This window comes from Streptomyces sp. LaPpAH-108 (genome assembly GCF_000373625.1).
Taxonomy (GTDB): Bacteria; Actinomycetota; Actinomycetes; order Streptomycetales; family Streptomycetaceae; genus Streptomyces.
The window spans coordinates 220,970-243,975 of the sequence record NZ_KB891998.1 but is presented as its reverse complement, the minus strand read 5'-3'; the positions used below and the strand labels follow the sequence as shown (position 1 = coordinate 243,975).

Genomic DNA, 23,006 nt, shown 5'->3' with positions numbered 1-23,006 from the left:
ATCAGAGGAACGTGTGCCCCTCGCCCCGGTAGGTGGGCACGGTCGCCGTGACCGTGTCCCCCTCCAACAGGTGCAGCACGTCGAACCGTTCGCACAGCTCGCCCGCCTTCGCGTGCCGGAACCACACCTTGTCGCCGATCAGCAGATCGTCGGCGGGCGAGCCCAGCAGCGGGGTCTGCACCTCACCGGCCCCCTCCTGCGGGTCGTACCGCAGCCCCTCGGGCAGATACGGCTCCGGCAACCGGTCCCGGCCCGCCGCACCGGACGCCGGATAACCGCCGCCGAGCACCGTGACCACCCCGACGCCCGGCCGCCGTACGACGGGCAGCGCGAACAGAGCGGCCGGACGGCCCCTGAACGACGTGTAGTTGTCGAAAAGCCGGGGCACGTACAGCCCCGAACCCGCCGCGATCTCGGTGACCGCGTCCTCCGCCGCCGTGTACTGCACACTCCCCGTGCCGCCACCGTTGACGAACTCCAGCTCCGGCACCACCGCCCGCACGGCACGCACCGCCGCCCCGCGCCGCTCGGCCAACTCCCGCCGCGCCGCCGCCTGCATCAGCCGGATCGCCCGCGACCGCACAGGGCGTCCCGCCAACGCGTCCCCGACCCCGGCGACATGACCCTCGTACGCCATGATCCCCACCAGCCGGAACCCCGGCCGCCGCGCCACCGCCCGCGCCAGCTCGGCCAGTTGAGCGGGGGAGTGCAGCGGAGACCGCCGGGCGCCGACACGCACCCGCCCGCCCAGCAGCTGCAGCGAGGTGTCCAACTCCAGGCAGACCCGCACGACTTCACGCCCACCCTGCCGGGCCGCGTCGATGAGATCCAGCTGCGCCACGTCGTCCACCATCACCGTGACAGCCGCAGCCGCCTTCGGATCGGACGCCAGCTCCGCATACCCGGCCCGATCGACGGACGGGTACGCCAGCAGCACGTCGTCGAACCCCGAACGCGCCAGCCACAGCGACTCCGCCAGCGTGAACGACATGATCCCCCGGAACCCCTCCTTCGCCAGCACCCGCTCGAGCAGCGCCCGGCACCGCACCGACTTGGAGGCGACCCGCACGGGTTTCCCCTGAGCCCGCCGCACCAGATCGGCCGCATTGGCATCGAAGGCATCCAGATCCACCAGAGCGAACGGGGCATCGAGAGCGACGGTCGCCCGGTCGTACCGGGCCCTGTCGGCGGCACGCGCAGTCATCGGTGTTCCTCCATGGGTACCCCGGCCCTTCGGCCGGAGAGGAAGGGGGCTTTTGCGGGACGGGAGTTGATAGAATGTGAGGTATGGGACGGAAGGTGAAGCGGTCGTTCAAACACCGCTTCTATCCCACGCGTGAGCAGGCGGCGGAGCTTTCCCGCACGTTCGGCTGCGTACGGTTCGTCTACAACCGGGCGCTGGAGGAACGCACGCGGGCCTGGTACGGCGAGCAACGGCGCATCTCCTATGCACAGTCGTCCGCCGCACTGACCGGCTGGAAGAAGACCGAGGAACTCGCTTTCCTGGCCGAGGTGTCGTCGGTGCCGCTTCAGCAGGCGCTGCGGCATCTTCAGGCGGCGTTCGCGAACTTCTTCGCCAAGCGGGCCCGGTATCCGCGGTTCAAGTCGCGGAAGAGGACCCGGCAAGCGGTCGAGTACACCCGTTCCGGCTTCGCATGGCGTGATGGCCGGCTGACGCTGGCGAAGATGGCCCAGCCGTTGGACATCCGCTGGTTGCGTCCGCTGCCGGAGAGTGCGGAGCCGTCGACGGTGACGGTGTCCCGCGACAGCGCGGGGCGCTGGTTCGTATCCCTGCTGTGCGAGGACACCGTCGCTCCGGCGCCCCCGACGAGCTCGGCGGTCGGTATCGATGCCGGGATCACCTCCCTGCTGACCCTTTCCACCGGGGAGAAGATCACCAATCCGCATCACGAACGCCGGGACCGGACCCGGCTGGCCAAGGCTCAGCGGGACTTGTCCCGCAAGACCAGAGGCTCCGGCAACCGGGAGAAGGCCCGTCGGAGAGTTGCGCGGATCCATGCCCGGATCGCCGACCGTCGCCGGGACTTCCTGCACAAGCTGACCACTCGGCTCGTCCGTGAGAACCAAACGGTCGCGATCGAGGACCTCGCCGTCCGCAACCTGGTCAAGAACCACACGCTGGCGCGTGCCGTCTCGGACGCGTCGTGGGCGGAACTCCGGATGATGCTGGAGTACAAGTGCGCCTGGTACGGGCGCTGCCTCGTCGTGATCGACCGCTTCTTCCCCAGCTCGAAGCTGTGCGGGGTCTGCGGCACGGTCTCCGCGAGGCTGCCGTTGAACGTTCGGGAGTGGATCTGCGACTGCGGCGCCGTCCACGACCGCGACGTGAACGCGGCCCGTAACATCCTGGCCGCCGGGCTGGCGGTCCTTGCCTGTGGAGGCGGTGTAAGACCTCAACGGGAACCTTCCCGGACGGGGCGGTCGTCGGTGAAGCAGGAAGCCCGGCGGGCGACCGCTGGACTTGCCCGCCTTCGAGGCGGGGGAGGAAGTCAAGACGGCAGCCTGCCAGACGCGATTACCGCAGGGTAGGGGGACGTTCCGGGCAGATGCCGCCGGGGGTGCGGACGGGTTCCGGCTTCGGGGGTGGCAGGCCGTAGAGTGACGCGCACGTACGGCGGCACGCTCCCGGCCGCATCGGCTGAACAGGGATGGCCGTCCGGCCGTACGGGTATGCGTGCCCGGACGGAACTCGCCCGCCGGGCCCGGCCGACCAGTCAGAACGGCCCGCGCACGAGCAGTCGGCCCGGGCAACAGGAAACGGGGGGTGCATGAGCACGGAAGCGCGCCGCGCCCCGTCCTCCGCGGCCGACGAATCCGAGGGGTCGTCCGCGCGTACCACGGAGCCTTCCGTGTTCACGCCGCGTGCCCGTGTGGAGAAGAAGCCGCCGGTCGCCGTGCCCGCCCCAGATGCCCCGGCGAGCCCGCCTCCGCCGCCCGCGTCGGCCCGTTTTCCCGATGCCCCGCCTGCCGCACGGCGTGCCGTGGGGGAGGGGGACGCCAAGGCGTCGGGGGCCGTCGCCCCAAACGTTCCTGTCACTTCACCCCGTCCCGCCGAGACGCCCGAGGAGAGCACGACCCGGCTGCGTCCCGTACGGTCCGCGCCCACGGCGGCCGAGGCTTCAACTCCCGTTCGTGACAGGGGAGTCACGGACGTCCCTCGGGTCGACACCACCGTCCCCGGCTCCCGTACCGCCTGGACCCCCGCCGCCCCCACCACCCCCCTCCTCGGCAGCCCCCCGCCCGCGCCCGACCCCGCCTACTCCTGGAGTGCCGGGGCGCCCACGTGGTCGCTGGGGACGTTCGGGGAGCCGGAGCCGTTCGACGGCACAAGGGTCTCGGGGCCGATGGCCTGGGCACGGGGGCGTGTCGTCGGGGCCGCCGTGTGTGTCGTGCTCGGGCTCGGGCTCATCGGCGGTGCGGCCGTGGGGAGTTGGCTCAGCGGGGACGAGGGCGCGCCCGCGCCCGCGAGTGCCTACGAGGCCGCCGGTGGACTGTGGCACAGCGTGCCCGTGGACAAGCTCTTCCCGCCCACCGTCGACGGCAAGGGCGCCGGACCCGGCGGGGCCGACCGCACCTGGACCCGGATCGCCGTGGCCCCCGACAGCGGCTGCGCCGACGCCTTCGACCCGTTGCTGCGCAAGGCGCTCGCCCCCGTCGGCTGCCGCAGGCTGCTGCGGGCCACCTACACCGACGCCACCCAGAGCTACGTCACCACCGTCGGCCTCCTGTTCACCAAGGCCGACCCCGCCGCCATGACCTCGCTCGCCAACCGCTTCCGCAGCGAGCACCTGGACCGCCGTACCGACCTGCTGCCCCGGCCGTACGCCGCGAAGGGCACCGCGGCGGCGGCGTTCGGGGACGCGCAGCGCGCCAGCTGGACCATCGACGTGCTCACGGACGCCCCGGTCGTCGCCTTCGCCGTCTCCGGCTGGGCCGACGGCCGCACCGTCGACACGCCGGAGCCCGCGGCGCAGGCCGTACGCGCCGGTGCCACCAGCGCACCGGCCCAGGCGGGACTCGGCAACGAGGCACAGGGCCTGGCCGACCGCGTCGAGCGGCGGCTGCGGCAGAGAGTCGGACCGGCCACGGAGAAACCCGCATGAGGCGCCCCACCCGCCCCTTCCGCACCACCCGGAGCCTGCGCGCCGCCCGCCCCGCGCTCAGCCTGCTGGCCGCCGCCTCCCTCGCGCTGCTCCCCGCCACCGCCGCCCACGCGGACGGCATCCGGGCGCAGCAGTGGGGCCTGGACGCGCTCCACCTGGACGAGGCGTGGCGTACGACCCAGGGCCAGGGCGTGACCGTCGCCGTCCTGGACACCGGTGTGGAGGATGACCACCCGGACCTGGCCGGGAACGTGCTGACCGGCAAGGACATGATCGGTTTCGGCGCCGGACCCGGTGACCGCGCCTGGGCGCGGCACGGCACCGCCATGGCGGGCATCATCGCCGGGCACGGCCACGGACCCGGGAACGCGGCCGGGGTCATGGGCGTCGCGCCCAAGGCCAAGATCCTCCCCGTACGGGTCATCCTGGAGGACGGCGACCCCGCCCGCGCCAAGGCCCGCACCACCCGCGCCGACGCCCTCGCCCAGGGCATCCGCTGGGCCGCCGACCACGGCGCCGACGTCATCAACCTCTCCCTCGGCGACGACTCCGACTCCGCGCACCCCGAGCCCACCGAGGACGAGGCGGTGCAGTACGCCCTGCGCAAGGGCGTGGTCGTCGTCGCCTCGGCGGGCAACGGCGGCGACAAGGGCGACCACGTCTCCTACCCGGCCGCCTATCCCGGTGTCGTCGTCGCCACCGCCGTCGACCGCTACGGCACCCGCGCCTCCTTCTCCACCCGCCGCTGGTACGCCACCGTCAGCGCGCCCGGCGTGGACGTCGTGATCGCGGACCCCGACCACCGCTACTACGAGGGCTGGGGCACCTCGGCCGCCTCCGCGTTCGTCTCCGGCGCCGCCGCCCTGATCAAGGCGGCCCACCCCGACCTCACCCCGGCCCAGGTCAAGAAGCTCCTGGAGGACACCGCCCGCAACGCCCCGGCCGGGGGCCGCGACGACTCGCGCGGCTTCGGCATGATCGACCCGGCCGCCGCGCTCAAGTCCGCGACCGGCCTCAAGGCGCAGAGCCTCGACTCGGCGGCGTACGGCGGGAAGTACTTCGGCCCGGGGCCCGACGCCCCCACGTCCGAGTCCAGCGCGACCGACTGGGCCGCGCCGCTCGCGGGCGGCACGGGCGGGGTACTGCTGGTGGCGGCGGTGGTGCTGTGGCGCGGGCGCCGGGAGAACACCGGGAGCCTGATCCCCTAGGGGACGTACGTGCCTTCGGGGGTCTTCGGGGTAAGTGTTCCTGCCGGTGCCGGACCACGGCGACGACGGAGAGGAACAGCCCGTGACCCCATGGCAGCTGCCCGAGACGTTCCCCAGCACGTCCGGCGAGGTCCGCTGGGGGCGCCTCGGAGACTCCGGCCAGGACCCGGTCGTGCTTCTGCACGGCACCCCCTTCTCGTCGTATGTCTGGCGCGGTGTCGCCCGTGCGCTCGCCCGGCACCACCAGGTGTTCGTGTGGGACATGCCGGGCTACGGGGCGTCGGAGAAGGCCGCCGGTCAGGATGTCTCCCTGGCCGCCCAGGGCACGGTCTTCACCGAGCTGCTGGCGTACTGGGGGCTGGATGAACCCTCAGTGGTCGCCCACGACTTCGGCGGTGCCGTCTCCCTGCGGGCACATCTGCTGCACGGGGCCCGCTACCGTGCGCTCGCTCTCGTCGACCCCGTCGCGCTGGCTCCGTGGGGTTCCCCGTTCTTCCGGCTCGTGGGCGAGCACGCCGAGGTCTTCGAGCGGCTGCCACCCGCACTGCACCACGCGCTCGTACGCGAGTACGTGACCTCGGCCAGCAGCCCGGGCCTGCACCCCGCCGTCCTCGAACGGCTCGTCGAGCCGTGGCTCGGCGACCTCGGCCAGGCCGCCTTCTACCGCCAGATCGCCCAGGCCGACCAGCGCCACACCGACGAGGTGCAGGGGCGGTACGGCGAGATCGGGTGCCCGGTGCTGGTGTGCTGGGGCGAGGACGACGCGTGGATCCCCGTGGCGAAGGGGCGGGAACTCGCCGCCGCCGTCCCGGGCGCGCGGCTCGAACCGATCGCCGGGGCGGGACATCTCGTCCAAGAGGACGCCTCCGCCGAACTCACGGCCCTACTCGCCGACTTCCTCCAGCGGCAGAGCTGACACCGACCCCGGCAGACCCTGTTGACAGTCACCGCGTGGTGAACGCCGACACCGCCGCCCCCGCCGCCGACTCCACCAGGGAGATCCCCTTCGCCTGGCTCGCCGTTCCGCTGGACAGCACCGCGACCAGGTAGGAGGTGCCGTCGGCCGCCCGTATCCGGCCGATGCTGTTCACCACCCACAGGCCCGTCGCGGTGCGGGGCAGCCAGCCGTTCTTCAGGGCGGTGGTGCCCCCGTCGGCGGCGGCCGAGACACCCCAGCGCTGGTCGGCGTGCACGGACTCCATCAGCTCGCGCACGTACGCCCGCGAGGCGGTGCTCAGCAGGGAGTCGGTCCCGAACACCTGCTGGAGCAGGGTGAGTTGGTCCTCGGCCGTGGTACGGGTCAGGCCCCACAGGCCGTCCGCACCGGCCGAGGTCTTGGTCATCCCGAAGCGCTTGTTGGCCGCGTCGAGTCCGTCCGCCCCGCCGATGACGTGCCACAGCGCGCTCGCGGAGGTGTTGTCGCTGGCCTCGATCATCTTCACGGCGTACGCCTTCTCCGTCGCCGTCAGGTGCCGTCCCTCGTCCTGCGCGCGCAGCAGCAGCGCGGCGAGGATGTCCACCTTGACGATGCTCGCGGTGGCGAAGTCCGCGTCGCCGTACACCGCGCTCTGCCCGGAGTCCAGGTCCAGCACCGCAGCCGAGACGGCCGCGCCCGCGGGCACGCTCACCGTCTTCATGGCCTTGCCGAGCAGCGCCGTACGGTCCACGGCGGCCTGCGTCACGGGTTCCACCGATGCCTCCTCCTCGACCGCCGGACCGGAAGCCGACGGCGCCGCCGACGATACGACCCGGCCACCGTCGTGCGCCCGCGCCTTCACATAGACCGTGCCCCCGGCCGTCACCCCGCCGATCACGACGGCCACCAGCGCGGCGTACAGCAGCGGACGGCGGCGGACACGGCGGCGACGGCGGCCCCGGCCGCCCCGGGAGGACTCCATGCCGCGATGCTGGGGGCCCGGACTGTGTGTTCCGTTAGCCCGAGGTTAGAGACAGGTCAGCGAATTCCCGCTTCCTGTGACCGGGGTGACGAACGCGTTACCGTGCGGCACAAACCCGCCGACTTCCCCCCGCCCCGCCCCCGCTAGGCTCGGGCACCGTGGCGAACAAGAACATTCCCGACCCCGGTTTCTCCGACGACGACGGCTCCGCCGATCCCCGGCTGGCCGCCGCGCTCGCGGGCTGGGCGGAGGACCGCACCGCCGTCGGACCCGTACTGGAGGCCCTTAAGGGTGCCCGGCTGCTCGTGCCCGTCGTCGCCGTGCTGGGCGAGGTCGAGGAGGATGAGAACGGGCTGCGCCGGGAGAAGACCAGCGACATGGCCGTGCCCACGCTGAAGGCCGCCGGGCGCACCGCGCTGCCCGCCTTCACCTCCACGGACTCGCTCGCCCGCTGGGACGCCGCCGCGCGGCCCGTCGCCGTACCGCTGCACCAGGCGCTGCAGGCCGCCGCGCACGAGAAGGCCGACACGGTCGTGCTGGACCTGGCGGGACCGGTGCCGTTCGAGCTGACCGGGCCCGCGCTGCTCGCCCTCGCGGAGGGCCGTACCAGCGTCGACCCGCTCACCGACCCCGCCGTCGTCGACGCCGTGCGTGCGGCCGTGGCCGCCGAGCCCGCCGTGCTGCGCGCCCACCTCGGCCCCGGGCAGGCCGACGGCACCCTGGCCCTCGTGCTCGACCCCGCCGCCGCGCCCGCCGAGGCCGCCCGCGCGGTCGCCGGGCGCCTGGCGGCCGACGACACACTGAGGGCCCGCCTGGTGCGCGGCCTCGACCTGGCACTGCTGCCGGCCGGGACCACGCCTCCGGGCGAGCCCCTGTACGTACGAGAGTCCCGGTAGCGGCTAGCCGTACACCGGTCCCGTGTACTTCTCGCCAGGGCCCTGGCCCGGGTCGTCCGGGACCAGGGACGCCTCGCGGAAGGCCAGCTGGAGGGACTTCAGGCCGTCGCGCAGCGGGGCCGCGTGGAAGGAGCTGATCTCGGTCGTGCTCGCGTCGAGCAGACCGGCGAGCGCGGTGATCAGCTTGCGGGCCTCGTCCAGGTCCTTGTACTTCTCGCCCTCCTCGCTCAGCCCCAGCTTCACGGCGGCGGCGCTCATCAGGTTGACGGCGACCGTGACGATCACCTCGACGGCGGGGACCTCGGCGATGTCGCGCGTCATCTCGTCGAAATCGGGGTTCTCAGGAGGGGTTTCACTCATACCCCACACGATAGGCGGCGGGGTGGTCCGGGCTTCGGCCGGGCACGATCGCGGCTGGTCGGGCGTTCCCCGATTAGTGCCGGGAAAGCAAGCCTGCTAACCTGGTATCCGACCGGCCGGACAAGCACGCCCTGCGGCGAGCGATCCGGCCCACAAGTGGAGGCTTCGAACTCCCACCTGACCGCCCTCCGGGGCAGCGGGTCACCGGTCAGACGGACCGCGGCACTGCCGACGGCGTCCGTCCGAAGCGCGCCCCGCGACCATCGCGGCGGTGTTCCGGTAGTTCGAGGAACCCGCCTGTGATCGTCCGGGGCATTTTTTGTGCTTCGGCGCGGTTAGGTCTTACGAACACAGACGTTACGCGGCTGTCCGCCAGACCGTCGCGTGGTGCTACCGAGGAGGATCCATCAGCGCCGAGCCCCGCATCAACGACCGGATTCGCGTTCCCGAGGTGCGACTTGTCGGTCCCAGTGGCGAGCAGGTGGGCATTGTCCCGCTGGCCAAGGCACTGGAGCTTGCGCAGGAGTACGACCTGGACCTGGTCGAGGTCGCGGCGAACGCCCGTCCGCCCGTGTGCAAGCTCATGGACTACGGGAAGTTCAAGTACGAGTCGGCCATGAAGGCCCGTGAGGCGCGCAAGAACCAGGCGCACACGGTCATCAAGGAGATGAAGCTCCGGCCGAAGATCGACCCGCACGACTACGACACCAAGAAGGGTCACGTCGTCCGGTTCCTCAAGCAGGGCGACAAGGTCAAGATCACGATCATGTTCCGTGGCCGTGAGCAGTCCCGCCCCGAGCTGGGCTACCGACTGCTGCAGCGCCTCGCGGAGGACGTCCAGGACCTCGGGTTCGTCGAGTCGAACCCGAAGCAGGACGGCCGAAACATGATCATGGTCCTCGGTCCGCACAAGAAGAAGACCGAGGCGATGGCCGAGGCCCGCCAGGCACAGGAAGCCCGCAAGGCGGACGCGAAGGCCAACCCCGGCAAGTCGCAGAACGCCGCTGACGCCGACGGCGTCGAGGACGCCGAGGGTGTCGTGGCTCCTGCCGAGGACGCCGCCGAGGCTCCCGCCGAGGCGTGATCCCGGGGGCGTGAGCCCCGGGGATGCAACCCCATACAAGAGCGACGCTCCACCGTGCCCGGTTTCACGACCGGGCACCGGAGCGCCACCGACGAGGAGATAACGGCGCTATGCCGAAGAACAAGTCGCACAGCGGTGCCAGCAAGCGCTTCAAGGTCACCGGCTCCGGCAAGGTGCTCCGTGAGCGCGCCGGCAAGCGCCACCTGCTCGAGCACAAGTCGTCCCGCGTGACGCGCCGCCTCACCGGCACCGCCGAGATGGCCCCGGGCGACGCCGCGAAGATCAAGAAGCTTCTCGGCAAGTGACGCCTCGGCGCTGATCCGGCGCCGTACGTCTTCACCGGGACTTAATCGTTTCCGGGTCGTGCGAGTCTGAGTCCACTCCACGGCCCCGCTACAAGGAGTTAACAAAGTGGCACGCGTCAAGCGGGCAGTCAACGCCCACAAGAAGCGCCGGGCGATCCTCGAGGCGGCCTCCGGCTACCGCGGTCAGCGTTCGCGCCTGTACCGCAAGGCCAAGGAGCAGGTCACCCACTCGCTGGTCTACAACTACAACGACCGCAAGAAGCGCAAGGGCGACTTCCGTCAGCTGTGGATCCAGCGCATCAACGCCGCTGCCCGCGCCAACGGCATCACCTACAACCGCTTCATCCAGGGTCTGAAGGCCGCGAACGTCGAGGTCGACCGCAAGATCCTGGCCGAGCTGGCCGTCAACGACGCCGGTGCGTTCGCCGCGCTCGTCGAGGTCGCGCAGAAGGCCCTCCCGGCCGACGTCAACGCGCCGAAGGCCGCGTGACGCTGCGCTGGCTTCGGCCGGTGTGACTCTACGGACCCGTGGGCTTCGGCCTGCGGGTCCGTTCTCTGTGTGGTGCGGGCTGGTTCGGCACCGTCGAAATCCGCCGTCGTGGCCGAGCGCCGTTGCGACGGGAAAACCCGAGGTGAATTTTCTGATGGCCCCCGAAACACCCGATGCCACCCCCGAGCTGATCTCCCCCCGGTCCTCGCGTGTCAGTGCCGCTCGGCGGCTCGCTCGGCGGAACTTCCGGGGCAAGGACCGGCTGTTTCTCGCGGAGGGGCCGCAGGCCGTGCGGGAGGGGGCCGCGCACCGGGGGGCCGACGGCGAGGCCACGCTCGTGGAGCTGTTCGCCACCGTCGAGGCCGCGGAGCGCTACGCCGACATCGTCGCCGAGGCGCGGGACGCCGGGGCCCGGGTGCAGCTGGCCTCCGAGGAGGTCATCGCCGACATCTCCACCACCGTCACCCCGCAGGGCCTGGTCGGGGTGTGCCGGTTCCTGGACACCCCGTTCGAGGACGTCCTCGCCGCCCGCCCGAAACTCGTCGCCGTCCTCGCCCACGTCCGCGACCCCGGCAACGCGGGCACCGTGCTGCGCTGCGCCGATGCCGCCGGGGCCGAGGCCGTGATCCTCACCGACGCCTCCGTGGACCTGTACAACCCCAAGGCCGTCCGCGCCTCCGTGGGCTCCCTGTTCCACCTGCCCGTCGCCGTCGGCGTCCCCGTCGAACAGGCCGTCCAGGGGCTGAAGGACGCCGGGGTGCGCATCCTCGCCGCCGACGGCGCAGGCGACCGCGACCTGGACGAGGAGCTGGACAAGGGCGCGATGGGCGACCCCACCGCCTGGGTGTTCGGCAACGAGGCCTGGGGACTCCCGGAGGAGACCCGCGCCCTGGCCGACGCCGTGGTCAGCGTGCCCATCCACGGAAAGGCCGAGAGCCTGAACCTCGCCACCGCCGCCGCCGTATGTCTCTACGCGTCGGCCCGTGCACAGCGCGCCCCCGGAGGGTGCCGTTCCGTCACCAACAGCTAGTAGGGTGACCCACTCGGGGGCCCTGCGCAGCCTGAGAGGTGGGGTACGGGGATGAGTGTGGTCGGCACGAGCACCGCGCCGGACGGACGTGCGGCGCGCCCCGCGCCCGTGCCCCCGCCGCTGCCCGGGGAAGCCGCCGCCATCGACCCGGACCAGCTGCCCGACGGCCTCGTGGTCGCCGACGAGCACGGCCGGGTCGTCTGCTTCAACGCCGCCGCCACCCGCGTCACCGCCGTCCGCGCCGCCGACGCCCTCGGGGAGCCCCTGGAGAAGGCGCTGCCCCTGGAGGACCTGGAGGGCAGGCGCTGGTGGCAGCTCACCGACCCCTACGGCGGCCTCGCCATCCGGGTCCGCCAGCCCGAGCGCAATCTGCTGCTGCCCGGCGGCCGCGAGGTCCTGGTCTCCGCGCGCTACGTACGCGCCGAACGGCTCGGCCCCGTCCAGCGCCTCGTCGTCACCCTGCGCGACACCGAGGCCCGGCACCGCACCGAGCGCAGCCACGCCGAGCTGATCGCCACCGTCGCCCACGAGCTGCGCTCCCCGCTCACCTCCGTCAAGGGCTTCACCGCGACCCTGCTCGCCAAGTGGGAGCGGTTCACCGACGACCAGAAGCGGCTCATGCTGGAGACCGTCGACGCGGACGCCGACCGGGTCACCCGGCTCATCGCCGAGCTGCTGGACATCTCCCGCATCGACAGCGGACGCCTGGAGGTGCGCCGCCAGCCCGTCGACATAGGCGCCGCCGTCGGACGGCACATCCAGGCCCATGTGGCCGCGGGCCAGGCGGCCGACCGCTTCCTGCTGCGCGTCGAGAACCCGCTGCCCGACCTGTGGGCCGACCCCGACAAGGTCGACCAGGTCCTGAGCAACCTGCTGGAAAACGCCGTGCGCCACGGCGCCGGAACTGTCACCATCGACGTCACGCCCGCGCCCTCCCCGCGCGAGGGCGAGGAGACAGGCACGTCGGTCACGGTGAGCGACGAGGGGCCCGGCATCCCGGAGGAATCCATGAACCGCGTCTTCACCCGCTTCTGGCGGGGCAGCAAGCGCGGTGGCACCGGCCTCGGGCTCTACATCGTCAAGGGCATCGTCGAAGCCCACGGCGGCTCCATCACGGTCGGCCGCGCCCCCGGTGGCGGCGCGCAGTTCCGATTTACGTTGCCCGTGAGCGCCCCCGCCTACCTGGCGTAGCGCCCACGGGCCATCCGTCCACCCCGTCCCCGTTAGACTCGGCCCCTGGCACCTTTGTGTCCCGCACACGGCCCTGGCGAGTCCCGGAGCCGGTGACGGGGACCATCAGCCGGGGCACCTCCCAGCCGTAGCTGGGGGCCGATCGGAAGCACAGGAAGAGATGTCGGCACCGAATAAGTCGTACGACCCGGTCGAGGTCGAGGCGTTGAAACCGGAAGAGATCGAGCGTATGCGGGACGAGGCGCTCGCCGCCTTCCGTGCCGCGGACTCCCTCGACGCGCTGCACGAGGCCAAGGTCGCCCACACCGGCCCCGCCTCCCCGCTGTCGCTGGCCAACCGCGAGATCGGCGCCCTGCCCCCGCACGCCAAGGCCGAGGCCGGCAAGCGCGTCGGCATGGCCCGCGGCGCGGTGAACAAGGCGCTGGCCGCCCGCCAGACGGAGCTGGAGGCCGAGCGGGACGCCCGCGTGCTGGTCGAGGAGGACGTCGACGTCACGCTGCCGTACGACCGCGTCCCGGCCGGTGCCCGCCACCCGCTGACCACGCTCTCCGAGCGCATCGAGGACGTCTTCGTGGCCATGGGCTACGAGGTCGCCGAGGGCCCCGAGGCCGAGGCGGAGTGGTTCAACTTCGACGCGCTCAACATCGGCCCCGACCACCCCGCGCGCGGCGAGGCCGACACCTTCTTCGTGCGGGACGAGCAGGGCGGCACCGACTCCGGTGTCGTGCTGCGCACCCACACCTCGCCCGTCCAGATCCGCTCGCTGCTCGACCGTGAGCCGCCGGTCTATGTGATCTGCCCGGGCCGCGTCTACCGCACCGACGAGCTGGACGCCACCCACACCCCGGTCTTCCACCAGGTCGAACTGCTCGCCGTGGACGAGGGCCTGACCATGGCCGACCTCAAGGGCACCCTGGACCACATGGTCCAGGCGCTGTTCGGCCCGGACATGAAGACCCGGCTGCGGCCGAACTTCTTCCCGTTCACCGAGCCGTCCGCCGAGATGGACATGGTGTGCTACGTCTGCCGGGGCGCCTCCGTCGGCAACCCCGACCGGCCCTGCCGCACCTGCTCCAGCGAGGGCTGGATCGAGCTGGGCGGCTGCGGCATGGTCAACCCCAAGGTGCTGGCCGCCTGCGGCGTCGACCCGGAGAAGTACAGCGGGTTCGCCTTCGGGTTCGGCATCGAGCGGATGCTGATGTTCCGCCACAACGTCGAAGACATGCGAGACATGGTCGAGGGTGACGTCCGGTTCACCCGGCCGTTCGGGATGGAGATCTGATGCGTGTCCCGCTTTCCTGGCTGCGGGAGTACGTCGACCTGCCGGAGTCCGAGACCGGCCGTGACGTACAGGCCAAGCTCATCGACTCCGGCCTCGAGGTCGAGACCGTCGAGCAGCTCGGCGCCGGCCTCAAGGGCCCCCTCGTCGTCGGTCAGGTGCTGACCATCGAGGAGCTGGAGGGCTTCAAGAAGCCGATCCGCTTCTGCACGGTCGACGTCGGCACCGCCAACGGCACCGGTGAGCCGCAGGAGATCGTCTGCGGTGCCCGCAACTTCTCCGTCGGCGACAAGGTCGTCGTGGTCCTGCCCGGCGCGGTGCTGCCCGGCGACTTCGCCATCGCCGCCCGCAAGACGTACGGCAAGACCTCGCACGGCATGATCTGCTCCACCGACGAGCTGGGCATGGGCGACGACGGCACCCACGGCATCATCGTGCTGCCGCCGGAGACCGAGACCGGCCAGGACGCCATCGAGCTGCTTGAGCTGGTCGACGAGGTCCTGGACATCGCCGTCACCGCCAACCGCGGCGACTGCCTGTCCATCCGCGGCGTCGCCCGCGAGACCGCCATCGCCTACGGCCTGCCGCTGCGCGACCCGGCCCTGATCGACGTGCCCGCGCCCAACGCCTTCGGCTACCCGGTCAAGGTCTCCGAGCCGATGGGCTGCGACCGCTTCACCGCCCGCACCGTCACCGGTCTGAGCCCCGAGGCCCGCTCCCCGATCTGGCTGCGCCGCCGACTGCAGAAGGTCGGCATCCGCCCGGTCTCGCTGGCCGTGGACATCACCAACTACGTGATGATGGAGCTGGGCCAGCCGCTGCACGCCTACGACCGCTCCCTGGTCCAGGGCACCATCGGGGTGCGCCGGGCCGAGGAGGGCGAGAAGCTGGTCACCCTCGACGGCGTCGAGCGGAAGCTGCACGCCGAGGACCTGGTCATCACCGACGAGCGCGGCCCCATCGGCCTCGCCGGTGTCATGGGCGGCCGGGACACCGAGATCGCCGACCACGACGACGAGGCGCACTCGACCACCGACGTGGTGATCGAGGCCGCCCACTTCAACGCCGTCTCCGTCGCGCGCACCGCCCGCCGCCACAAGCTGTCCTCCGAGGCGTCCCGGCGCTTCGAGCGCGGCGTCGACCCGCAGGCCACCGCCGCCGCCGCGCAGCGGACCGTGGACCTCCTGGTGCTGCTCGCGGGCGGCACCGCCGAGGCCGGGGTCACCGAGATCATCGCCCCGTCCGCGCCGCACAGCATCACCGTCCCGGCCGACCACCCGGACAAGGTCGCGGGCGTGACGTACGGCCGTGAGACCGTCGTGCGCCGTCTCCAGGAGATCGGCTGCGACGTGTACGGGCAGGACGAGCTGATCGTCACCGTCCCGTCCTGGCGGCCCGACCTCGCCGAGGCCAACGACCTGGCGGAGGAGGTCATCCGCCTGGAGGGCTACGAGAACCTGCCCTCCACGCTGCCCCGGCCCACCTCCGGGCGCGGTCTCACCCACCGCCAGCGGCTGCACCGCAGGGTCGGCCGCGCGCTGGCCGGTGCGGGCTACGTCGAGGCGCCGACCTACCCGTTCCTCTCCGAGCAGGTCTTCGACCAGCTGGGTCTGGACGCCGAGGACCCGGCCCGCCGCGTCGTCCGGCTCGCCAACCCGCTGAACGACGAGGAGCCCGCGCTGCGCACCACGCTGCTGCCGGGTCTGCTCGGCGCGCTGCGCCGCAACGACGGCCGGGGCTCGCACGACCTGGCGCTCTTCGAGACGGGCCTGGTCTTCCTGCCCCGCGCGGAGCGCGCCGCCGCCGTGCACCCGGCGGTCGACCGCCGTCCCACCGACGAGCAACTGGCCGAGCTGAACGCCGCGCTGCCCGAGCAGCCGCGCCATGTCGCCGCCGTCCTCGCCGGGGCGCGCGAGCAGGCCGGCTGGTGGGGCAAGGGCCGCCCGGCCGACTGGGCCGACGCGATCGAGGCCGCGCGGACCGTCGCCCGTGAGGCGGGCGCCGAACTCGTCGTCCGCAAGGGCCAGTACGGCCCCTGGCACCCCGGCCGCTGCGCCGAGCTGCTGGTCGTCGAGGACGGCACCGAGCGCGTCGTCGGGCACGCGGGCGAGCTGCACCCGCGCGTGCTCAAGGCCCTCGGCCTGCCCGAGCGCACCTCCGCGATGGAGCTGGACCTGGACGCCCTGGAGCGGGTCGGCGACGACACCCCGCAGGCGCCCGGCATCTCCACCTTCCCGGTCGCCACGCAGGACGTCGCCCTCGTGGTCGACAAGCCCGTACCGGCCGCCGAGGTCGAGGCGGCGCTGCGCGACGGCGCGGGTGAACTCCTGGAGTCCATCCGGCTGTTCGACGTCTACGAGAACGCCGAGCAGCTGGGCGACGGCCGCAAGTCGCTGGCGTACGCGCTGCGCTTCCGCGCCGCCGACCGCACGCTGACCGTGGACGAGGCGTCCGCCGCGCGCGACGCCGCGGTCGCCCTCGCGGGCGAGCGCACGGGGGCGGTCCTGCGGGGCTGACCCTTCACGGAGCACATGTGACGGCGGCGGCCGGTCGTGGGAAGTCCCGCGACCGGCCGCCGCCGTTTCCGGCCCCCTCGGGGCGGTCTCGCCGGGCGCGCGGCAACCGGTCTCAGGTCCGCGCCCCGGCCCTCGCGCGGGCCGAGAAGACCGGGCCGCCGCTGTTTGAGGGGGAGCGGGCGACCCGGCCGGCCTCGCGCGAGGCACCCAGTGAACCCGCTGCGCCCCACCCGGCGACAGTGCGCACACCGCATGGGTGGACGTACTCCGTTCACACCCCGTGTGAAGACGAACGCACTACGCTTACGGCACCAGGCCACCCGGGGGGCGATGCCATGCAGCCCAACACTCTGCTCGACGCGATCCTGGACGAGGCGGGCGTCTCGCACGCCGGACTCGCCGCGCGCGTCAACCAGGCGGGCCGCGGTCGCGGTCTCGTACTGCGGTACGAACACACCGCCGTGGCACGGTGGTTGAAGGGCCAGCGGCCACGCGGCCAGGTGCCCGACCTGATCTGCGAGGTGCTGGCCCTGCGGCTGCGGCGGCCGGTCACCCTGGACGACATCGGGCTCGGGGTGCCCGGCGAGGCGGCCGTGGCGCACGCCGGTTCGCTCTCCGGCTTCGTGGAGCGGGCCACCGCGCTGTGGCGCTCGGACGAACAGCAGCGCCCGCACGTCCTGGGGGCGCCCGCCGTGACCGGCACCCCCGCCGTGATGCCGGTGTGGGAGTGGGAGAACCCGCCCGAGGACACGGACGTCTCGCGCGGCGGACGGCACCGGGTCACCCAGACCGACCTGGACACCCTGCGCGCGGCCCGCGCCCACTACGAGCAGATGTACCGCAAGGCGGGCGGCATCGCGACCCGCACCCGCATCGTCGGCTTCCTCAACGCCGAGGCGGTCCCGCTCCTTCGCGGCAGCTACACCGACGCCACCGGCCGCCAACTCCACCGCGCCACCGGCGGGTTGGTGGCCGTCGCGGGCATCTGCGCCTACGACTCCGACGCCCACGGACTCGCCCAGCGCTACTTCCACCAGGCACTGCGCCTCGCGAAGGCCAGCGGGGACCGGGGGTTCGGGGCGTACGTCATAGCGCTGCTGGTCAACCAGTCTTTGCACATGCGGGAGTTCCGGCAGGCGGTGGCCTTCGCGGAGGCCGCGCTGCGGGCGGCGGGGCGGCACATCACCCCGGCGCTCGCCTCCGACCTGTACGCGATGCAGGCCAAGGCGTACGCCCATCTCGGGGACAGCGGGGGCGCGTTGACCTGTATCCGGCGCGCGGAGACCGCGGCCGAGCACATCCAGCGGGGTCATGAGCCGGACGAGACCGGGTACGTCCAGCCCGGTCTGGTCAACGTCCAGGTGGCCGAGGCGCTGCTCAGCCTCGGGGAACTCGCCGCCGCGCGCGAGCATGCCGCCGCCGCCGTCGACAACCCGGCGCACGACCGGGGCCGTGTGCATCGGCTCGCCATGCTCAGCACGATCGAGCTGCGCCAGGGCGATGCCGATCACGCGGTGGCCACCGCGGTGGAGATGGCGGAGCAGGCGCGTGGCATGGAGTCGCGCCGGTTGCGGGAGAGACTGAGAGCGGTGCGCGAACATCTGGTGCGGTTCGGCTCGGCGGGGGCCGCGGAGGCGGCGGAACTGATCGACGGGGCGCTGCGCGTGCCCCTGTAGAAGCAGGCGGGGCGTGCGGATGCAGTGGCCGGGCGCACGGTAGGCCCGTCCTTCTCCCTGCTGCGATATTGCCACTTACTCAGCGGAAGGTGGCAGAACCGTGCAGTGGACGAAACAGAACGAGCAGACTGTGTACGCAAACCGCTGGTTCAGCGTCAACCTGGCGGATGTGGAGCTGCCGGACGGCCGGCACCTCGACCACTTCATGATCCGGCTGCGGCCGGTCGCCGTCGCCACGGTGGTCAACGAGGCGAACGAGGTCCTGCTCCTGTGGCGGCACCGCTTCATCACCGACAGCTGGGGCTGGGAACTGCCCGCCGGTGTCGTGGAGGACGGCGAGGACATCGCGGTCGCCGCCGCCCGCGAACTGGAGGAGGAGACCGGCTGGCGCCCCGGCCCGCTGCACCACCTCATGAGCGTCGAGCCGTCCAACGGCCTCACCGACGCCCGGCACCACATCTACTGGTCCGACCAGGGCGAATATCTCGGCCCACCCGTGGACGACTTCGAGTCCGACCGGCGCGAGTGGGTACCCCTGAAGATCGTCCCGGACCTGATCACCCGGGGCGAGGTCCCGGCGGCGAACATGGCGGCGGCGTTACTGCTGCTGCACCATCTGCGGCTGATGGAGGGGTGAGGGTTTCCGGCGGCGGCCTCCTCGCGACGGGGGCCGTCCACCGTCCGTCGTCGGCCCTTCGTCGTCAGCCCGCTTCCCGGTCGGCCGTGGCGGCGGTACGCCCCGCCGCCCAGGCGGAGATCCACCAGCAGGCCACCGCCAGGGGGAGCGCGAGCAGCAGGGGCAGCACCGGGAAGCGCGCGTCGGAGGCGTAGGCCGCGCGGACGGCGGCGTTCGCCGGGGAACCGGAGAGCACCAGCAGCAGCACCGAGCCGACGATCAGCGCCCCCGCCGCGCCCGCCGTCGTCCGCACCAGCGCCGGGGTGCAGACCGCCCCGAGCGCGCTGCCCGCCAGCAGACAGACCAGCCCGACGGCCAGCCCGTCACCGAGCACCGTCACCCCCGCCGTGCCCCGGGGCACCGGACAGGTCAGCAGCGCGGCCCCCGCCCCGAGCAGCACCAGCAGCAGGCCGACCGTGAACGTGACGGCCAGCGCGGCGTACTGCGGACGGCGGGGGCCGGTGGCCGCCGCGAGGCAGGCCCGCGCGGCGGGCGGCTCCGCCGCCGGGAGGGCCCGGGTGAGCCAGGCGAGGGCGGGCACCAGCGCCGCGGCGTTCCAGCCGAGCTGGCTGCCGAGCGTGGACCGGCTGTCCAGGGAGATCGCCAGGAGCCCGAGGTGGAGCAGGACGGGCGGGAGCCAGCGCTGGGAGCGGACGAGCAGGGCGGTCTGGTAGCGGAGGAGCGCCTTCACCGGCGGCCTCCGCTCACCCGGCGGACATGGACGCCGCCGCCGTCGCCCTCGCCGCCCGGCTCGGCGGTGAGCAGCGCGCGCAGCAGGGCGTCGGAGTGGTCCTCGTCGGTGTGCAGCCGTACGGTGCCGTCGGCCAGGGTGGTCACCGCGTGCACGCCCGGCAGCGCGGACGGGTCGTCCGGGCCGCCTGTGAACTCGATCAACACCAGGGGAGTGGTGGTCTGCCGGTTCACGGTCACCGTGCCGTCGCCGACGGTCCACAGCAGATCGGTGCGGTCCGTGAGCAGGGCAGGGGCGTGGTCGACGTAGACGACGGTCGCGCCCTCGGTCACCCGCTGCTCGACGGCCTCGTCCAGCTCGCCGCGCGACCGGGCGTCCAGGCCCGTCCACGCCTCGTCCAGCACCAGCAGCGCGGGCTCACCGAGCAGGGCCTGCGCCACCGCCACCTTCTGACAGGTCCCCTTGGAGAGCTGCGCGAGCGGCCGGTCCGCGTGCTGTCCGGCGCCGAAGCGCTCCAGCAGGTGTGTGCCGCGCCGCTCGGCCTCCGCCGCGGACAGACCGTGGGCCCGCCCCATGAGCCGCAGATACTGGAGGGAGGTGAAGGGCAGCGTGGCCGGGAACCGCTCCGGCACATAGGCCGCACGGCCGGTCCGCCCGGCCACGCGTCCCCGGGCGGGCCGTACGGCTCCCGCGACGACGCGCAGCAGGGTGGACTTCCCGCAGCCGTTGGCCCCCTGAACCCGGATCAATTTTCCTGCGGGCACATCCAGTTGGAGGTCACGCAGGACCCAGGGTCCACGCCACCCGTACCGCAGCCCGACTCCCTCAAGCCTCATCGGGTCAGCATAGAAAGGGCAGCGCGCCCGGACTCGGCCGGGCGCGCGCTGCCTTCGGGTCAGTTGCGGTAGCGGTAGAGAATCCGGCCGCGCGTCAGGTCGTACGGGCTGAGTTCCACGAGGACGCGGTCGTACGGGAGGATGCGGATGTAGTTCTTCCGGATCTTCCCGCTGATGTGCGCGAGCACGTGGTGGCCGTTCTGCAGCTCCACCTTGAAGGTGGCGTTGCGCAGGCATTCGAGGACGGTGCCTTCGAGTTCCAGGCCCTTCGATGTTCTTGCCAAGGTCGCTCGTTTCTCGATCGTCGGGGTTGTTGTTCTGCCGGGTGCGGAGGTCAGGGGCGTACCAGCTCCAGGTAGCCGCCCGACCGCCGGGCGCCGAAGCCCTCGGCCAGGGTGATCGCCGCCGTGTTGGCCTCGTCCACCTCGGCCCAGGCGGAGTCGATCCCGCCTCGGTGCAGCGCGCCCAGCGCGTGGGCGAGCAGGGCGCGGCCGATGCCGTGCCGACGCTGACCGGCCCGTACGGCGAGCAGGCCGATCCTGGCCCTGCTGCGCACCGGTACGACCCGGATCAGACCGGCGTACGCGCCGTCGCGCACCGCCACCGCGTACTTCGACGGGTCCACCAGGGTGTCCCCGGCCGGGCGCGGCAGCACCTCGGCGGGCATGGTGCGCCAGCCGACGGTGGCTTCGACCTCCTCGCGGATCGCGCGGTCCAGCGCGCGCAGCGGGGCTTCGTCCGCCTCGCCCGCGGGGAGGATGGTCACACCCTCCGGGAGCCGGGGCGCGTGGACCGGCGCGGTGGGCAGCACATACTCCCGCTCACGGCGTCCGAGGGTGAAGCCCAGCCGCTCCCACTTCGCCTTCAACTCCTGGTCGTCCGAGCCGACCAGGGTGTGCAGCGGAGCGGTGAGATCGGCCAGCATCGCGGTGGCGAGGCGGTCGAAGACCGCGTCCTGCCATACGTCGACGCTGACGAAGAGCCGCCCGTCGGGCCGGTGCGAGAGATCGCCCTGGCCGATGATCCGGCCCTCGTCGACGGCCTCCCACCGGGCCTCCGCGACCCGCGTGATGTGCACAGTGTCCATAGGTGTTCGCCTTTCAGGAATGCCTTGTCGAACAGACGCTCCCGACGACACCTGGATCAGTCGCACACCGTGACACACAGAGGGAGCACCCACCTCACTACAGCGTTCATGGGTGTCACCTCCTCAGTCCAAGCCACGGTCTCCCGCAAACTACCAGCTCGACCAGGGCTCCGGCCAGCCCTTTTCCCGGCGGCGCTCCTCCACGGGGTGTTGGTACGGTGCGGAGGATGCAGACGCCGGAGCTTCGACGCGCGGTGGCCGCCGCCCTGTCGGCCGCCTCGTCGCTCGGTCTGACCGCCCACGACGCGATCGTGCTGCACGACTCGAACAAGCTCACTCTGCGCCTGCTGCCCTGCGACATCGTGGCCCGGGTGGCCCCCGAGACGCGGCAAGTGGCCCGATTCGAGGTCGAGTTGGCCCGGGGCCTCGCCCGATCGGGGTGCCCGGTGGCCGCTCTCGCGCCCGGACCGGAGCCCGCCGTCCATGAGCGCGGCGGCTTCGTGGTCACGCTGTGGACGTACTACCCGCCCATGGCACCGCGCGAGATCCCACCCGCCGACTACGCCCACGTCCTCCAGCGCCTGCACGTCGGCCTGCGCGCTCTCGACGCACCGGCGCCCCGCTTCACCGACCGCGTCGAACAGGCCCGACGACTCGTCGCGGATCACGCCCGCACCCCCGAACTCGCCGACGCGGACCGGGAGTTGCTGGGCAACACGCTACGGCGGCTGGGACGAGCGGTCGCCGAGCACGGGGGAACCGAGCAGCTGCTGCACGGAGAGCCGCACCCCGGCAACGTGCTCGCCACACCGGACGGCCCGCTGTTCATCGACTTCGAGACATGCTGCCGCGGCCCCGTCGAGTTCGATCTCGCCCACGCGCCCGAGGAGGTCGGGGCGCACTACCCGGGTGTCGATCACGTCCTGCTGCGCCGGTGCCGGACCCTCGTCCTGGCGATGGGACCGGGACGACCAGTTCCCGGACGGCCGACGGCTGGGCACCGAGTGGCTGGGCCGGATCCGCACGGCACTTGACCGCGACGGCTGGGACACGCCCGGCTGAGCCCGGACATCCGCCGCCGAACGCCATCGAGGGCCGCCCCTGGAAACCCAGTGCGCGGCCCTCGAAAGTGGTGCTGGAGGAAAACCCAGAATCAGGCGTACGTGTAGAAGCCCGACCCCGTCTTGCGGCCCAGGCGGCCCGCCTCCACCATGCGCTGGAGCAGCGTACAGGGGCTCCTTGTACTCGGCGTATATCGAGTAGGCGTGGGCGTCGTGATGTCCCCGTGGGCGCTTCCGAGCGGGGTGGGGGACGTCCGGCGGGTGAGCGGCCCATCCGCGGCAGCTGTAGGGCATGACGAAAGCTCCGGGCGGGAAGCTCCGGGGCCTTGATCATGCCTGTATGTGAGTCTGTTTCGGACATGGATGCGGCGAAAGATCGTGGCGCATTGATTGCCGCACGTCAAGCGGTGTTTTACGCGTGGGCGCGCTGATCGGGCCTGTTGGGCTTGGGGCGAGCTTGGCGGACAGGACGTCGTCCACGCGGTAGATAGGCCGGCGCGGGGAACCGCCGTAGCGCGGAAGGATGCCTCGGTACCAGTCGCGGATGGTGTCGGGGACGGCACTGGCTGCCTTGGCGCCTTGGTTGTCGTCAGCAGAC

Annotated in this window: 21 protein-coding genes and 2 pseudogenes; 15 read left to right on the top strand and 8 right to left on the bottom strand. The window is 72.4% G+C overall.

The annotated features are described in order from the left end of the window. Position 1: 1 nt before the first annotated feature. Complete coding sequence (locus tag B079_RS0127820; RefSeq protein WP_018549127.1) at positions 2-1,204, bottom strand: amino acid deaminase/aldolase; 1,203 nt, start codon at positions 1,202-1,204, stop codon at positions 2-4. An 83-nt stretch (positions 1,205-1,287) separates the two neighbouring features. Here B079_RS0127820 and B079_RS32875 point away from each other — a divergent pair, with 83 nt between their 5' ends. The 4 genes from B079_RS32875 to B079_RS0127800 all read left to right on the top strand — a co-directional run bounded on the left by B079_RS32875 (position 1,288) and on the right by B079_RS0127800 (position 6,248). Continuing rightward, a complete protein-coding gene (locus B079_RS32875) occupies positions 1,288-2,550 on the top strand; it encodes an RNA-guided endonuclease InsQ/TnpB family protein (protein ID WP_018549126.1) in 1,263 nt (420 codons plus the stop codon). Between the two features lie 815 nt (positions 2,551-3,365). Further along, entirely contained in the window at positions 3,366-4,124 is a 759-nt protein-coding gene (locus tag B079_RS36370) for a hypothetical protein (protein ID WP_018549125.1), read from the top strand. Continuing rightward, a complete protein-coding gene (gene mycP / locus B079_RS0127805) occupies positions 4,121-5,332 on the top strand; it encodes a type VII secretion-associated serine protease mycosin (protein ID WP_018549124.1) in 1,212 nt (403 codons plus the stop codon). Before B079_RS36370 ends, mycP begins: the two co-directional genes overlap by 4 nt. Positions 5,333-5,414: 82 nt before the next feature. Beyond that, a complete protein-coding gene (locus tag B079_RS0127800; protein WP_026249144.1) occupies positions 5,415-6,248 on the top strand; it encodes an alpha/beta fold hydrolase in 834 nt (277 codons plus the stop codon). Between the two features lie 28 nt (positions 6,249-6,276). Here B079_RS0127800 and B079_RS0127795 read toward each other — a convergent pair whose 3' ends face one another. After that, positions 6,277-7,230 (bottom strand): serine hydrolase, encoded by a 954-nt coding sequence (locus B079_RS0127795; protein WP_018549122.1) that lies wholly within the window; start codon positions 7,228-7,230, stop codon positions 6,277-6,279. A gap of 158 nt (positions 7,231-7,388) precedes the next feature. On the opposite strand from B079_RS0127795, the gene B079_RS0127790 reads away from it, so the two are divergent. Continuing rightward, positions 7,389-8,126, top strand: coding sequence for an SseB family protein (locus tag B079_RS0127790; protein WP_018549121.1), 738 nt, complete (start codon positions 7,389-7,391; stop codon positions 8,124-8,126). 3 nt (positions 8,127-8,129) lie between these two features. Here the strand turns inward: B079_RS0127790 and B079_RS0127785 are convergent, their stop codons facing one another. Beyond that, on the bottom strand, positions 8,130-8,486 hold the full coding sequence (locus tag B079_RS0127785; RefSeq protein WP_026249143.1) for a DUF1844 domain-containing protein: 357 nt from the start codon (positions 8,484-8,486) through the stop codon (positions 8,130-8,132). Positions 8,487-8,892: 406 nt separating this feature from the next. Here B079_RS0127785 and infC point away from each other — a divergent pair, with 406 nt between their 5' ends. The 9 genes from infC (at position 8,893) to B079_RS0127740 (ending at position 18,694) form a co-directional block, all read left to right on the top strand. Next, positions 8,893-9,570 carry a translation initiation factor IF-3 gene (gene infC, locus B079_RS0127780; protein ID WP_078496118.1) on the top strand — a complete coding sequence of 226 codons (678 nt, stop codon included), beginning with the start codon at positions 8,893-8,895 and terminating at the stop codon, positions 9,568-9,570. Positions 9,571-9,680: 110 nt separating this feature from the next. Continuing rightward, positions 9,681-9,875, top strand: a complete 195-nt coding sequence (gene rpmI, locus B079_RS0127775) for a 50S ribosomal protein L35 (RefSeq protein WP_018549118.1) — start codon at positions 9,681-9,683, stop codon at positions 9,873-9,875. A 106-nt stretch (positions 9,876-9,981) separates the two neighbouring features. Continuing rightward, a complete protein-coding gene (gene rplT / locus B079_RS0127770) occupies positions 9,982-10,365 on the top strand; it encodes a 50S ribosomal protein L20 (protein ID WP_018549117.1) in 384 nt (127 codons plus the stop codon). A gap of 154 nt (positions 10,366-10,519) precedes the next feature. After that, the gene (locus B079_RS0127765) at positions 10,520-11,395 is read left to right on the top strand and encodes a TrmH family RNA methyltransferase (protein WP_018549116.1); all 876 of its coding nucleotides are present in this window, start codon (positions 10,520-10,522) and stop codon (positions 11,393-11,395) included. Positions 11,396-11,446: 51 nt separating this feature from the next. After that, positions 11,447-12,586 carry a sensor histidine kinase gene (locus B079_RS0127760; protein ID WP_018549115.1) on the top strand — a complete coding sequence of 380 codons (1,140 nt, stop codon included), beginning with the start codon at positions 11,447-11,449 and terminating at the stop codon, positions 12,584-12,586. A gap of 160 nt (positions 12,587-12,746) precedes the next feature. Continuing rightward, positions 12,747-13,868 (top strand): phenylalanine--tRNA ligase subunit alpha, encoded by a 1,122-nt coding sequence (pheS, locus tag B079_RS0127755; RefSeq protein WP_018549114.1) that lies wholly within the window; start codon positions 12,747-12,749, stop codon positions 13,866-13,868. Next, complete coding sequence (pheT, locus tag B079_RS0127750; protein WP_018549113.1) at positions 13,868-16,381, top strand: phenylalanine--tRNA ligase subunit beta; 2,514 nt, start codon at positions 13,868-13,870, stop codon at positions 16,379-16,381. The genes pheS and pheT overlap by 1 nt, the downstream gene beginning before the upstream one ends. 335 nt (positions 16,382-16,716) lie before the next feature. Next, the gene (locus B079_RS0127745) at positions 16,717-18,057 is read left to right on the top strand and encodes a hypothetical protein (protein ID WP_018549112.1); all 1,341 of its coding nucleotides are present in this window, start codon (positions 16,717-16,719) and stop codon (positions 18,055-18,057) included. A 100-nt stretch (positions 18,058-18,157) separates the two neighbouring features. Beyond that, a complete protein-coding gene (locus B079_RS0127740; protein WP_078496109.1) occupies positions 18,158-18,694 on the top strand; it encodes an NUDIX hydrolase in 537 nt (178 codons plus the stop codon). Positions 18,695-18,758: 64 nt separating this feature from the next. Here the strand turns inward: B079_RS0127740 and B079_RS0127735 are convergent, their stop codons facing one another. From B079_RS0127735 to B079_RS0127720, 4 genes are read right to left on the bottom strand one after another with little or no spacing between them, the layout of a single operon-like run. Beyond that, positions 18,759-19,424: a hypothetical protein gene (locus B079_RS0127735; protein ID WP_018549110.1), complete on the bottom strand. Its 666-nt coding sequence runs from the start codon at positions 19,422-19,424 to the stop codon at positions 18,759-18,761. Beyond that, the gene (locus B079_RS32870; protein WP_037802177.1) at positions 19,421-20,260 is read right to left on the bottom strand and encodes an ATP-binding cassette domain-containing protein; all 840 of its coding nucleotides are present in this window, start codon (positions 20,258-20,260) and stop codon (positions 19,421-19,423) included. The genes B079_RS0127735 and B079_RS32870 overlap by 4 nt, the downstream gene beginning before the upstream one ends. Before the next feature lie 59 nt (positions 20,261-20,319). Continuing rightward, positions 20,320-20,544, bottom strand: a complete 225-nt coding sequence (gene infA, locus B079_RS0127725) for a translation initiation factor IF-1 (protein WP_018549108.1) — start codon at positions 20,542-20,544, stop codon at positions 20,320-20,322. Between the two features lie 50 nt (positions 20,545-20,594). Next, positions 20,595-21,347: a GNAT family N-acetyltransferase gene (locus tag B079_RS0127720; RefSeq protein ID WP_018549107.1), complete on the bottom strand. Its 753-nt coding sequence runs from the start codon at positions 21,345-21,347 to the stop codon at positions 20,595-20,597. Between the two features lie 227 nt (positions 21,348-21,574). Here B079_RS0127720 and B079_RS32865 point away from each other — a divergent pair. Further along, positions 21,575-22,409, top strand: a pseudogene (locus B079_RS32865) (phosphotransferase enzyme family protein). 91 nt (positions 22,410-22,500) lie between these two features. Here the strand turns inward: B079_RS32865 and B079_RS34355 are convergent. Next, positions 22,501-22,612 (bottom strand): annotated as a pseudogene (locus B079_RS34355) (3-hydroxyacyl-CoA dehydrogenase family protein); the annotation flags it as partial. Between the last annotated feature and the right edge of the window lie 394 nt (positions 22,613-23,006).